At 40.5% G+C, this 12,925-nt stretch carries 16 protein-coding genes; 4 read left to right on the top strand and 12 right to left on the bottom strand.

What is annotated here, in order from left to right:
• Positions 1-119: 119 nt before the first annotated feature.
• Together BIZ38_RS17810 and BIZ38_RS17805 are read left to right on the top strand one after the other, a co-directional pair.
• Positions 120-3,230, top strand: coding sequence for an efflux RND transporter permease subunit (locus tag BIZ38_RS17810; RefSeq protein ID WP_187490895.1), 3,111 nt, complete (start codon positions 120-122; stop codon positions 3,228-3,230).
• Positions 3,231-3,241: 11 nt separating this feature from the next.
• Positions 3,242-4,318 carry an efflux RND transporter periplasmic adaptor subunit gene (locus BIZ38_RS17805; RefSeq protein ID WP_187490902.1) on the top strand — a complete coding sequence of 359 codons (1,077 nt, stop codon included), beginning with the start codon at positions 3,242-3,244 and terminating at the stop codon, positions 4,316-4,318.
• A 287-nt stretch (positions 4,319-4,605) separates the two neighbouring features.
• Here the strand turns inward: BIZ38_RS17805 and BIZ38_RS17800 are convergent, their stop codons facing one another.
• From BIZ38_RS17800 to BIZ38_RS17770, 7 genes are all read right to left on the bottom strand, one after another.
• A complete protein-coding gene (locus tag BIZ38_RS17800; RefSeq protein ID WP_166341562.1) occupies positions 4,606-5,067 on the bottom strand; it encodes an ankyrin repeat domain-containing protein in 462 nt (153 codons plus the stop codon).
• 164 nt (positions 5,068-5,231) lie between these two features.
• Positions 5,232-5,348, bottom strand: coding sequence for an RHS repeat-associated core domain-containing protein (locus BIZ38_RS22025; RefSeq protein WP_206004323.1), 117 nt, complete (start codon positions 5,346-5,348; stop codon positions 5,232-5,234).
• A 243-nt stretch (positions 5,349-5,591) separates the two neighbouring features.
• Positions 5,592-6,074 (bottom strand): hypothetical protein, encoded by a 483-nt coding sequence (locus tag BIZ38_RS17790; protein ID WP_166341564.1) that lies wholly within the window; start codon positions 6,072-6,074, stop codon positions 5,592-5,594.
• A 91-nt stretch (positions 6,075-6,165) separates the two neighbouring features.
• Positions 6,166-6,582: a hypothetical protein gene (locus tag BIZ38_RS17785; RefSeq protein ID WP_166341566.1), complete on the bottom strand. Its 417-nt coding sequence runs from the start codon at positions 6,580-6,582 to the stop codon at positions 6,166-6,168.
• A gap of 92 nt (positions 6,583-6,674) precedes the next feature.
• Positions 6,675-7,061, bottom strand: a complete 387-nt coding sequence (locus BIZ38_RS17780; protein WP_166341568.1) for a hypothetical protein — start codon at positions 7,059-7,061, stop codon at positions 6,675-6,677.
• A gap of 189 nt (positions 7,062-7,250) precedes the next feature.
• A complete protein-coding gene (locus tag BIZ38_RS17775) occupies positions 7,251-7,592 on the bottom strand; it encodes a hypothetical protein (RefSeq protein ID WP_166341570.1) in 342 nt (113 codons plus the stop codon).
• A gap of 288 nt (positions 7,593-7,880) precedes the next feature.
• Complete coding sequence (locus BIZ38_RS17770) at positions 7,881-8,228, bottom strand: hypothetical protein (protein WP_187490894.1); 348 nt, start codon at positions 8,226-8,228, stop codon at positions 7,881-7,883.
• 147 nt (positions 8,229-8,375) lie between these two features.
• Here BIZ38_RS17770 and BIZ38_RS17765 point away from each other — a divergent pair, with 147 nt between their 5' ends.
• Together BIZ38_RS17765 and BIZ38_RS17760 are read left to right on the top strand one after the other, a co-directional pair.
• The gene (locus BIZ38_RS17765; protein ID WP_187490893.1) at positions 8,376-8,618 is read left to right on the top strand and encodes a type II toxin-antitoxin system Phd/YefM family antitoxin; all 243 of its coding nucleotides are present in this window, start codon (positions 8,376-8,378) and stop codon (positions 8,616-8,618) included.
• A gap of 6 nt (positions 8,619-8,624) precedes the next feature.
• A complete protein-coding gene (locus BIZ38_RS17760; RefSeq protein WP_187490892.1) occupies positions 8,625-8,921 on the top strand; it encodes a type II toxin-antitoxin system RelE/ParE family toxin in 297 nt (98 codons plus the stop codon).
• 31 nt (positions 8,922-8,952) lie between these two features.
• Here BIZ38_RS17760 and BIZ38_RS17755 read toward each other — a convergent pair whose 3' ends face one another.
• The 5 genes from BIZ38_RS17755 to phhA all read right to left on the bottom strand — a co-directional run bounded on the left by BIZ38_RS17755 (position 8,953) and on the right by phhA (position 12,853).
• Complete coding sequence (locus tag BIZ38_RS17755) at positions 8,953-9,522, bottom strand: hypothetical protein (RefSeq protein ID WP_187490891.1); 570 nt, start codon at positions 9,520-9,522, stop codon at positions 8,953-8,955.
• Positions 9,523-9,713: 191 nt separating this feature from the next.
• On the bottom strand, positions 9,714-10,880 hold the full coding sequence (locus BIZ38_RS17750; protein WP_187490890.1) for a lipase family protein: 1,167 nt from the start codon (positions 10,878-10,880) through the stop codon (positions 9,714-9,716).
• Between the two features lie 33 nt (positions 10,881-10,913).
• Positions 10,914-11,423 (bottom strand): DUF6795 domain-containing protein, encoded by a 510-nt coding sequence (locus BIZ38_RS17745; protein ID WP_138617111.1) that lies wholly within the window; start codon positions 11,421-11,423, stop codon positions 10,914-10,916.
• 278 nt (positions 11,424-11,701) lie between these two features.
• Positions 11,702-12,046 (bottom strand): 4a-hydroxytetrahydrobiopterin dehydratase, encoded by a 345-nt coding sequence (locus BIZ38_RS17740; RefSeq protein WP_036969771.1) that lies wholly within the window; start codon positions 12,044-12,046, stop codon positions 11,702-11,704.
• A 9-nt stretch (positions 12,047-12,055) separates the two neighbouring features.
• Complete coding sequence (gene phhA, locus BIZ38_RS17735) at positions 12,056-12,853, bottom strand: phenylalanine 4-monooxygenase (RefSeq protein WP_187490889.1); 798 nt, start codon at positions 12,851-12,853, stop codon at positions 12,056-12,058.
• Between the last annotated feature and the right edge of the window lie 72 nt (positions 12,854-12,925).

Below are 12,925 nucleotides of genomic sequence, written 5' to 3'. Positions count from 1 at the left end.
CACTTTATCGCGAATTAACGGCTATTCAGCGTTACTTCTGACATACATTTCATTTACCTCACTGGCACTTTTTTTACATCGCACTACAATGCACACAAACTGATTTTGGAACACACACAATGAACCTGACACGTAGTTCGCTGAAAAACCCTGCGAGTGTTATTGTCATCTTGGTGTTGATTATGTTGTTTGGCATGTTGAGTATTTTTAAGCTGCCAATTCAGCTCACACCAGATATCGAGCAACCGCAGATCACTATTTTCTCTGGCTGGCGCCAAGCTGCACCTGAAGAGATTGAATCGGTGATCATTGAGCCGCTCGAGAACGCAGTAAAAAACACCCCGGGTGCGCTAGAGGTTAATACTTACATTAACCGTGGTAATGGTTCTATCACGTTGACTTTTGCTGTTGGGCAAAACATGCAACAGGCCATGCTTGATGTGTTAACTAGCCTTAACCAAGCGCCGCCTTTGCCGTTAGATGCATTTGATCCTGTGGTATTTGCTGGCGGTAATAATGGCGAAGCCGCTGCAACGTTACTGGTCACCCCGAAAGATTTTAATAGCGACAGCCTTGATTTAGACATGGCGCAGTTCCAAAAACAAATCGATGAATTTGTTGAGCCCCGTTTGGCACGTATTCCTGGTGTTGCCCGCGTTGATTTAGCCAGTGAGCGACCAAAAGAGTTACGTATCACCTTTGACCCTCACAAAGCCGCCGCTCTTGGCGTCAGCCTTGACCAAATCAGTAACGTATTAGCCAGCTCACGCGATACCTCTGGTGGCCTTGCCAATGTTGGCCGTCGTCAATATACCGTGCGCTTTACTGGGCAATATGATTTATCGAGCATGGCACAAATGCGCGTTGGTTATTCAGGCGATAGACCTATTTACCTTGGCGATATCGCAAGTGTAGAGCGCACTTTTTCTGACCGTTTAGGAATGAGTGGTCGAAATGGTAAACCTGCGTATTACATTCGTATTTCGCGCGCTAACGAAGCCAATACCGTTGCCCTACTCGACGAAATTAACCTTGCCATTAAAGAGCTAAACGAAGGGCCGCTGGCTGAGAATGGCTTATCGATTGAATTAAGTTTTGATGCCTCAGTGCATATTCGTAATGCCTTGTCCTTGGTTAAAAGTAACTTAGGCCTAGGTGTTTTGCTGTCGTGTTTAATCTTGTGGCTGTTCTTTAGAGGTTTAAAGGCCACGTTTGTGATTGCAGCGACGATTCCTGTCTCTTTGTTAGTCGCGTTTTTAACGTTGAATATTTTTGACCGCAGCTTAAATGTTATTTCACTGGCGGGTCTTGCCTTTGCTGTTGGCTTAGTACTTGATGCCGCCATCATAGTGCAAGAAAATATCGCAAGGCTCAGAAGCGAAGGCTTTGATAGTAAAAAAGCCGCGCTAAAAGGTGCAGCTCAAGTAACAGGCGCTTTATTTGCCTCAACCACCACCAGCGTTGCTATCTTCTTGCCAATTTTATTTATGGCAGGTATTGAGGGGCAGTTATTCTCTGACTTGGCGCTCACCTTATCTATTGCTGTAATTGCCTCTATGATTTGCGCAATTACACTAATCCCGTTAGCTAACCACTTTTGGCCAGACAAAGAGCTCAAAGCGGATCCTTATAGTAAATATTGGCATAAGCTAACTAACTTCATCATGGCGCTAACCAATACCCGCGTTAAACAAATAGTGTGGATAACAGCCTTATTAGGTGGCTCACTCGTCGCGACCATGACCATGCTCCCGAAAACTGATTTTATGCCACGCGCACCAACCGATGGCTTTTTCTTTAACTTGAATACCCCGCCTGGCGGCAATGTGCAGTTTATGGAAGAAGAGCTGCTGATGCGCATCAAAAAGCGCTTAATGCCTTATTACACAGGTGAAAAAGAGCCGGGGATAAAAGATTTTAACTTTTATGCTTTTGGTTCGAATGCTGGTGGCTTTATTTATTCTGCTGATCCGCAACGTGTTGAAGAATTAATGAAGGTAGCCCGAGAAGAAATCTTCATTGATTTACCCGACACCCAAGTATTCTTCTTTCGAGGGTCGATGATCCAAGTTGCTAATGGCGGTGATGGTCGCAATATCAATATCGATTTAACGGGTCCTAATATGGACGAGCTAATCGCCGGTGCTAATGTGGCGCTGCAAGCTGTCACCGACGCAATGCCGAATGCCACCGCAAGGCCACAACCACGACTCGATATGGCAGAGCCAGAGCTTAGGCTCACACCCAATGACCGCCGTATAACCCAAGCAGGGCTAACTCGTCGTGATGTATCTCAAGCAGTGCAAGCCTATACAGGCGGGTTATTTGTTAATGAATACTTTGATGGCAACGAACGCATGAACGTGATTTTGCGCGGCATACCGTGGCAAACTCCAGAGGAGCTTAAAGCACTGCCCATTGTGACCCCACAATCAGGTATTCAAACTTTAGGCGAGCTTGCCAATATTGAACGCACCGTAGGACCAACCCAGCTTAGACGTGTTAATGGCCGCCGTACCGTGAGTATTGTTGTCACGCCACCAGCAGACATGAGCTTGCAACAAGCGCAAACTATTCTCTCTGAGCAAGTTATGCCAAAAGTTCGTGCAAGCTTGCCTGACAGCTCTGGTGCGATTTTGGCGGGGAACGCACAAAAGATGAATTCGGCCATGCAAGAAATGACAATCAACTTTATCTTGGCTCTGTTTATTTTATTCTTGCTAATGACCGCATTGTTTAAGTCAGCCAAAGACAGCGCGTTAGTTTTACTGGTCATGCCATTGGCAATTGCAGGCGGTGTCCTGGCCCTATTCGTACTTAACTTATTTACCTTCCAATCACTCGACTTACTGACCATGATTGGCTTTATTATCTTGCTGGGTCTGGTGGTAAATAATGCCATTTTATTGGTTGACCAAACCCGTGTCGCAATGGCCGCTGGGCTCAGTCGAGAAGACGCCGTTCGCCAAGCAGTGCTGCTGCGCGCAAGACCCGTTTACTTAAGTACCTTAACCAGCTTATTTGGCATGCTGCCTTTGATGCTAATGCCGGGGGTAGGATCAGAAATTTACCGTGGCCTTGCCACTGTGATCGTCGGTGGCATGGCCATTAGTGCCCTATTTACCCTGATATTAATGCCAAGTTTATTGCAACTTGGCAGACAACTGCCGCCCGCTAATAACAAACAGCAACCAGAAAAAACGCCTTTAAGCTTGGTATCGAATCAATGAGTATTAAAACAATGAACACACCTTTTCGTAAATTAACCGCTCGCTTTTGTGCGCTATTCAGTCTTATCGCATTTAACGCCTTTGCAGTCGTACCGGTTACGGTAGAAACCGTCACACAAGCTCCACTGACAAGCGAAATTGAAGTCAGCGGCACTTTGTATGGCAAAGACGATGTAACCCTAACAGCAGGCGTTAGCGGGCGTTTATTATATGTTGTTGAGCCAGGTACTCTGGTGAAAAGTGGCGACACCCTAGTTCGTATGGACACCTTACCGCTTGAACTGGAAAAAGCACGCCAGCAAGAAATGCTCAATCGCGCCAAAATAAACCTACGCTTATATCAACAAGAGCTCGCTCGTTTACAAAAACTCGCCAAAGCCAGCAGTGCTGCAGCAAGCCAAGTCGATGATATGCAAAATAAGCATGACCTTGCGTTATCTGATATCGCACTGGCTAAGGTTGAATTAAAAGTAATAGACGATCAGCTTTCGCGTGCAACCGTTCGCGCCCCATTTGACGGCGTGATCAGCGAGCGTTTTAAACGCGCTGGTCGCGAAATAAATCGTGCTGATGAACTGGTCACCCTGCTCGATATTAATAACCTAGAAGTAAGACTGTACGTGCCTGTTAAATACTTAAAGTTTTTACACAAAGGCATAGAGTTACCGATTCAAGCCGGCGACTTATCAGCCCCTGATATGACAACAGCCACCGTAACAGCGGTGATCCCATCAACCGATCCGCGTTCACAAACCGTAGAAGTGCGTGCCCTACTAGCAAATGATGCCGAGCAAACATGGGCAATTGGCCAACTGGTTGATGTAACCGTGCCACTAAAAAGCAAAGGGGATGTACTACTGGTGAATCGCGATGCGCTGATTTTACGCAAAAAAGGCACCCATATCGTCAAAATCGACAACGACAACAAAGCCCTGCAAATTCCCGTAAAAGTCGGTAATGGTAAAGACAAACTGGTTGAAGTCACCCCGACTTCAAACATCACTTTAAATGCGGGCGATAAAGTCGCAGTACGCGGCGCCGAGCAGTTGCAAACCGGGCAAGAAGTAGAAGTTCAGGTAAAGCAATAACTGTTAGGCTTGAGATGACTGCCAGCTATTTAATATTTTAAGAGCTGGCTGTTCTAATAAAGGGTAGTAATGATTATTAAGAGTTGCGCTTGTTTTTTGACTTTGTAGGAAGCAAAAAGCAAGACCTGACCCCTTTATTCTTTTGAATTTGGCACCAATCGACTATTTTCATTGAACCAAAAAAACAAACCCAGCTTCCGCTGGGTTTGGATTGAGAGCAACGTTTATTTGATCTCGATAGTTGAATCCTAGCCCCGACTAGCGAGGCTTTGGATTCAACGAACACATTAATCTCGCATACTTACTAGAAAGTTAATCATATTTTGACTTTCCATGTCTTCACCATAACAATCGTCAGGTAGCTCATTATCTTCATTCAAAATGTTAATATCCGCCCCATTTGATACTAAAAGCTTCACTTTTTCCAAAGTTTCCGATAAATGCAAAGGAGTATCACCATACATATTTAACGCATTAACGTTTGCACCATTGTCGATCAACAGTTGAACAATTTTAGAATCATTTTGTATATGAAGTGGAGTCTGTCCATCATCCCTTGAAGCATCGACATCAGCTCCTCTATCAATAAGAAGTTTCAAGACTTTATAATTTTCATTAAAGTGCAGCGGTGTAATACCCCCTTGCGCTTTAATGTCTGCACTAACTCCTTCATTTAAGAAGTTAGTTGCCTCAACAACAGATGCCGTTTTATGCAGTATTGATAATGTATTCACAAACTTTTCATTCATTTTAGTTTCTCTTTTTAACTTTCCATTTCCCTTTTTTGTTCACCACAACATTTGGTAGTTTTGAATCCGCATTTCTTGTTTTCTGATCTGTGATAGTACTTTGTACATGACCGTGATAAGTCTCATTATTGCCACTTTGCTCATGTCTATCTAAAACTACTACCTCACCAATTACCTACATACACATACATATTCATCTCATCTTTATATCCAATGGGAACAGTCTGCATAAAACGCCCTAATTCAGGGTGGTAAACCCGTGCTTTGTAGTGATAAAGCAAGACTTACCAAGGGCAAAAAGCAAGACTTGACCCCTTCATTTTTTCAGATGAGAGATTTCCAACTTCTTCGGCACGGATTTTCGCCTGAGCAAATCACCCAATTGAATTTGACACCAAACGACCGTTTTCATTGAACCAAAAAAACAAAACCAGATTCTGCTGGCTTTGGATTGAGAGCAAGTATTGCTAGTTTGGTTGAATCCTAGCTCCGACTAGCGAGGCTTTGGATTCAAAAATTATAATTTACGATTTAAATTTAAGATAACCGTCAATTCCAATCTTTAATACTAGCGGTATCAGCCAAGGCATTAAAACCAAAATCCAGTTAGGCCACGCGAACCACAAAATAAGCCCATTTGTTACTAGAACCAAGGTGACTAAAGTTATATTAGAAAACTTCTTAAATGAAAAATCACTAGCAATATGTTTCAGATCCATCACTAGTAAACTATTTACACCAATAGTTAGGGGAACTAAAGAACCCAATATGGCTATTCTGATGCCATTTTCTAAATATAAAATAACAAACAACCCTACATATAATCCGATATATACGCATAACTGCAATTTGTCAGACTTGAGCGACAATATTAGACGCTCAAAAGTTAATAGCTTCTTTTCCAAATTAACACTTACCTCCGTTTGAATTGCATATTGTCTTCGCTGTTGATGATGCAGCATTAGAACCAGCAACACTAGCTGCCGCCCCAGCTTCGATTGGAGCATTTTGGACAGCTTGTTGCGCTGCATTTGCTCTATTTATTTGAGCATTTCTAGCTCCGGGTTTATTTGCAATTCTTTGAAGTCTATTCGCAGATTAAGCATTTAATTTTTGCCCAGCAGAGTTTGCCACCTTATTTGAAGCATAGTTCCCAGCCGCTTTGCCAGCGGTTTGCCCCGCAACAACATCAATAGCAACACCTGTCAATGTTACGTCTCCACCTTTAAGCGCTGTACTACCAGCGCTAATAGACGCATCAGCAGCTATGTTACCAAGCACCTGTCCAGCTTTACCAAGCTTAGATACTTGGTTTGCTATCCCAACTCCAGCAAAACCAGCAGCAGAGACTAATACGGAGCCTCCATCAAAGCTTTCTTGCTGACCTGCGGCTATCATAACTCCTTGGGTAACTACATCTAAAGCCGCTGCGATTGCAGCTCCCCATACTGCATACTCTCCTGTCGGATCAGTCAGATTAATAGGGTCATTCCCCACATAAGCATACAGGTTCATCTGATTTTGAACTAAAGATCAAAAAAACACAGCTGCCTGCTTGGCCGGAGTTTTCTGATGGGTGACCCTTTTGAGCGGCAAACGAACCAAGATTATTTATAGTCACTTTCGAGCTCAAGGTCAGATACTATTAGCTTTCTTAAGCTCTCTAATACCAGCAAATACATGGCGTACTCATGGTACTTTAGATGATATTTTGAAAACCAAGATTTAAAATCAGTATTTTCAAATAGTGTTAACTTTTGTAGTTTAAGTAACTTTTCAGAGCGTCCGGAAATAGTCTGTTTAGAGTATTTATAGGCTACACCTTCGATAACTTCAGAATAGAATAGGACTTCGTCATATATTGAAAATTGATCTTCTTCTAATTCCAAACACTCAACCCCGATAGCTTTAATATCTTTCTTTGCCTTTTCAAATTGCTTAGAACCTAAGTTCAACAAATTTTGAACTTGTTGTTCTGAATCGCTTAAATTCATAACTCTAATTTTTTCCGTATGTTAAAGTTTTCCCGTTCAACTCTATTTTGAATTCTCCATCTTTTCTAGTAAATGTCGTTGAACCATCAATATGGTGCTTTTTCCTAGCTCCTTTTTTATTGAAATTACTGTTATGAGGGTCAAGTCTTGTTTTTTGCCTTATAAAGCAGAAAGCAAGACCTGACAACTTTACAAATTAGTTTTCTTATGAAGAAAGTACAAAGCGAGTAAGCCCAGTGCAGCTTGATAAACTATAACGAAACCTACTTGCATAATAGCTGTTGTAATTTCATCTGAAGATTCAAGTAGTAAGTATGCATTTTTAGAGACTATTGAAGTAACCAGTAATGCTCCTAACGTTTTCGATAACAAATACTGCTTCATAACAAAAAGCACTGAAAAAATTACAGAAACGATGATGTTTATAATCTCCCATTGAGAAAGATGTAGAAACTGCGTAAACACATGTAGCAAAATACCGATTATGGGAAGAAACAAAAAGAAAAATATAACTATCAGTTTCTTAATCATCTTTATTCCACCTTTAAATTAAGTTCTTAATTTTTTGACTTTTTAGAAGAAAAAACAAGTTCAGGGCCCTTTGGCTTCCTTGCTATCCAGAGTACCTACCTTAATTCCGATGACAGTACCAACAATCGCAAAGGCTATACTCAGAGGCACTTCGACAAATCATAAAGGTGGGATAAATAACGTTTGTAATAGTATCGATACAATTATTGTTCCCACTATAAAGCTCAGTAAATATACACTTACGCAGAACTAAGTTAACAGCTACGATTCGCGTTTAAAATACTCGCTTTATAATGCTTTAAAATAGTGAATCATTCTAAAAACCTCTTTTATTTCATAGCAATAAAGAGGTTCCCAGCGAAAGCTTAGTGGCAAACACCACCAAAGCATTGAACCTGTGTAAAATTTTGTCTCTTGCTTACTAAATTTAAACTTACATCCTTTGAGGGCTGAACCAAATTTTAAGCTTTTTGGCTTTCCACCTGTTGTAAGTGCTTCATTTGCTTGAGAGATAGATAGCATATTTACTTCTAAGTCAATATAACCATGGCTACAGCCAACCTTTCCTACTTTTATTGAAATAGGATCAGAGTTTTCAATATGCTCGATTACTATGTCATCTAATATAAATTTCATAATTCTCTTATGTATGTGACGTGCCTTATATAATCAGTGCCTTGTAAGTAAAACTACAGAACCCAAACTAATCGTGCGATTTAATTATTTTGACCATTTCATGCTTTTTACTATAATTCCCCTATCACTTTATTTTAGAGCTCAGCCATGAATACACTAACAGCAAATGATGCAAAACGTAATTTTGGTGAACTACTTTTAAACGCTCAACGTGAGCCTATTAAAATTAGTAAAAACAACAAAGACGCCGTAGTGGTCATGTCTATAAGGGATTATGAAGAATTAGAAGCTATGAAAGTTGACTATATTAAGTATTGCTTTGAAAACGCAAAAAGAGACTTAGCTCAAGGTAATGTAGTTGATGGTAAAGACTTCTTAGATACTTTATAAAACATTATGCAAAAGAGAAGTTACAAACTAAGTGAGTTAGCCCAGTCTCATTTGCTAAAAATCAAAGATTACACCGTTAATAATTTTTCGCCGTTACAATGGCGCAGTTACAAAGAAAAACTGCTTACAACATTTCAGCTGCTTGCTGACAATCCAGAAATTGGGCGTAGTTGTAATGACATTTATCCAAATGGTTTTTACTTTTCTGTTGGTAAACATACCGCTTATTTTATTAAAGAAGATGGTTTTATAATGATTGTTGCCGTACTAAACCAATCTCAGCTTCCTGAAAACCACTTATAATCGCAGTCACCTCCCACAAAGCCAACACCTCTCACTGCAAACAGCCATACCCTTTTAATGAAATTTCTTGAGTATTCGCGCCGCTTTGGTTTTTATGTTGAATGATCAAACGCGAATCTTGGCTAGTAAAGGTAAAGGTTCCGAGCCAAGGTAGCTGGGCTATTGGTTGCATGTGGTAAAAACCATTGGCATTAAAGCATATAAATGAGAACTCATGATGTACCGGTGCAAATACGCCATAATCAGCGGTAAATACAGCAATGTTGTCTTGCAGCATAAAATATTTCGCTTGCGTGCCCGCCACTAAATACCAAAAACATATTGCTGTCATTATCACCACCTGTAAGCCGCCGAGTAAAAAGACTGAAAATTTAACAATACGGGTCGATTTACTGGCTTCCATATAAAGGCGCTTTGCTTTGAGTAATAACCAAAGCCCAATGGCAACCATAGTGAGCTTTACAATCATCAGCGCTACGCCTATTTGGTACATAAGTTTAGGGCTGTGCCATTGAATGCCAAATGTTTGCGGGATAAACAAGCTATCAATTAAGGGCAGTAAAATGAGTAGGAATGGCAGAATAAGCGCTTTGTTTTTCATTATTTACTTTTCTAGTGTTCTCGCATAGATAAGAGCCTAATGTTAATTCTTGGACTCTAAAAAAGCAAAAAGGCGCAACCTGAGGTTACGCCTTTTATCGTTCTGGGCAGAACTTAAAATTTACAGTGCAGCGAATACATCGTCTGTTTTTACTTTAGCAACATCATAAATATTTATTTATGTAATGGTTGCTAGTTTTGCTTCATTGCTTGTCTAGCAGCTTTATACAAACGCCCAATAGTTACACTGAATACCCAACGAATGAAGCTCTCTGTTAATTTTATTGGGATACTTACGCCTTTACCTGCAAAAGCCAGCATACATGCTAACAAACCTCTAAGGGGTTCTGTTTGCTCTGTTTTTATCTTAGCTATATCAGCCAGAGTACGAGCCATAACATCATAAACAGTGGCAACAGGCACTAATGTAGCTTGTAAACTAGCGACGATACCTGACGCTCCGCCATCAACCAATATTGTCATTAATGCAGCCGCTATTTTATCAGCCCAATGTGTTGAGTATGTAGTCTGAAGGCGATGGTTATAATTGAGTATTACACGCTGGCTTATAGAGGTTGATGATTGCACATCTAAATTCTCCCAACGATTATGATCTGCTGTATTTATATATCCAGGCCCATTCGGCATTCCATGTGCTGCGAAACTAATTCCTTGAGCTCGTGACAATATATATTCTCGTCCATTTAACGGAGCATGGTAAAAAGGCCAGACAGGTACTTTTGGAACAGGATCATTACCATGAACACAACGGTAAGTCTTTTCAATTCTTGAATGATTACTTATTACAAAATCTTTTTTGCCAACTCGCGGAGCTCCAAAGGTATAAACGTAAACTGTTTTATCAAATTCTGTACTTATCCAGTCAGCAGCTAATGTGGCTAAGGCTCCGCCCAAGCTATGTCCTACACAATGAACAACCCCACCTTTTTTGTCTCTTACGCCAGGTTGGTTAAAATAATCAAAAAGACTAGGTCTTATAGAAGCAAAACTGCGCTGAAAACCAGTGTGAACAGCATTCCCATTATCACTATTCGTACTATGGGCTGTTGCATCAGTAACCCAGTCAGCTAAGGCATCAGTTCCTCTAAAAGCAACTACATAATCATTTTTATGTATCATACTACTAGCCTTTCCTTGACCAATAAGTGCGAAGCCTGTTTCTTTACGCCAGAAAAATCCCCCAGAAGTCCCCTTGTGTACTCCGTTTGATAAGTCAAAGCTGAAGTGTTTATCGATATCTTGGTTAACTGCTAGTCGAGCCCCTTTTGATAAGCCATTTTTAATAGAGTATGAGGCTAGTGCTAGGCTAGATGCCATCCTGGGTGAAATTGCGTGCATAATGTTTCCTTACATTAAAATTGAAATTAAAAATTAATCAATATCTGCATAAGTAGATATCTCTTGATTATTATAAAAAGATGTTATGAGGCTATCTTCGAAATAGCATATAGATAAAACGACTTGAGAGCGCATACCACCATAACTTCTTGTATCAACTTCATGGTGTATTTCTTTATTTTGTAGATCTGCATTTAATCTTAATAACAAATCACTTAACGGCTTAACTGGTTCCCACACCTTACTCGTATACCATAGTTGATATAACTTATCGTCGCGCTCAACATAAATCGCTTGTAATACTGGCATGTTCTGTCCAAAGATACTGCCTGGCTTACGAGATTTGATTACCATTTTTGTAAACGAAAACTCACCATTTTCATTTGTAAATGTATGCTCTAGTTGTTCTTTACCATCTTTGTACCCATCATATGCTAGGCTTCTTGCTACTTGCACACCTGATAATGGCTTACCCCCATCAGTTATTCGACCTGATACCTCCGGCGACATTTCTACAGTATGCAATTTAAATCGACCAAACATAGCTTGTACCTCAAGTGGCTTTAATAAAAGTAAAAGATAAAGGCAAATATAAGCTGATAATATGATATGGCGTAAAAAATAAAAGCTCTGGGTTTGAGTGCTTTCTATAACCTTAGAGGAATAAACGATAAACCACCTTCCCTAGTATTTACCTATATGAGGTTCATGCTAGCCTTTTTATGAAGTCCCTTCAAGTACGGTGCTGAAATCAGAACTAAAAAAGCAAAAAGGCGCAACCTGAGGTTACGCCTTTTATCGTTCTGGGCAGAACTTAAAATTTACAGTGCAGCGAATACATCGTCTGTTTTAGCAGCACAGATAAAATCATTTTTGTGTAATCCTTTGATAGAGTGGCTCCACCAAGTAACGGTTACTTTGCCCCACTCGGTTAACAAGCCTGGGTGGTGACCTTCTTCTTCAGCCATATCGCCCACTTTATTAGTGAACTCAAGTGCTTGCTTGAAGTTTTTAAACTTGTAAACACGCTCTAATTGCATAATGCCGTCGCGCACTTCAGGAACCCAGTCTGGGATCATTTTGATCAATTCTGCTAATTCAGCATCAGATACTTTAGGCGCATCCGCACGACACGCTTCACACTTTTGTGTGCTTAATGAAGACATTATAAATCCTTAACTTGCTAATTTTTCTTTAGGAGGAAACTTTGGCTCATGTAGCCCTAATTCTTTTGCTTTACTCACCAGCGACATGATATCCATTTGTGAAATATCAAATAAGTCATTGATTGAGTTAATGGTGTAGTACACAGGCTGCATAATATCAATACGATAAGGTGTACGTAATACATCAAGCACGTTCATCGCATTGATTTCTGGCTTATCTGAGTACACGTATTGTGTTTCGCCTGGGCTTGATAAAATACCACCACCATAAATTCGCAGACCTTGTTCGGTTTTCATTAAACCAAACTCAACAGTAAACCAGTAAAGGCGTGCTAAATAAACACGATCTTTCTTTTCAGCGGCATAACCTAACTGACCATATTTGTGTGTAAACTCAGCAAATGCTGGGTTGGTAAGCATGGCACAATGGCCAAAAATCTCGTGGAAGATATCTGGCTCTTGTAAGTAGTCAAACTCTTCACGGCTGCGAATAAAAGTCGCTACTGGGAACTGCTTGTTTGCTAGTAATCGAAAGAACTCATCAAAATCGATCAGTGCCGGAACAGGCGCAACTTGCCAGCCCGTTGTTTCGAGTAACACTTCGTTGAGTTCACTAAGTTGTGGAATACGATCTGTTGGTAAATTAATTTTCTTAAGACCTGCTAAATATTCATCACAGGCTTTACCTTCTATGCAAGCGAGTTGGCGAGCAACTAGCTCAGACCATATTTTATTTTCTTCTTCGCTCCAATGGATAACCCCATTTTCATCAGGTTGCTTGGAGGTGTAATTACTTGCTTTAGCCATAATAACCTTCTTCGTTAAATCTTGATCAGCATTGATCAGAATCTCATTAACTTGTTAAGCCGATACTATGTA

It is taken from the genome of Pseudoalteromonas sp. BZK2, from assembly GCF_014349195.1.
In the GTDB taxonomy this organism is placed as follows: Bacteria; Pseudomonadota; Gammaproteobacteria; order Enterobacterales; family Alteromonadaceae; genus Pseudoalteromonas; species Pseudoalteromonas simplex.
This window is presented reverse-complemented; position numbering and strand designations above follow the sequence as displayed.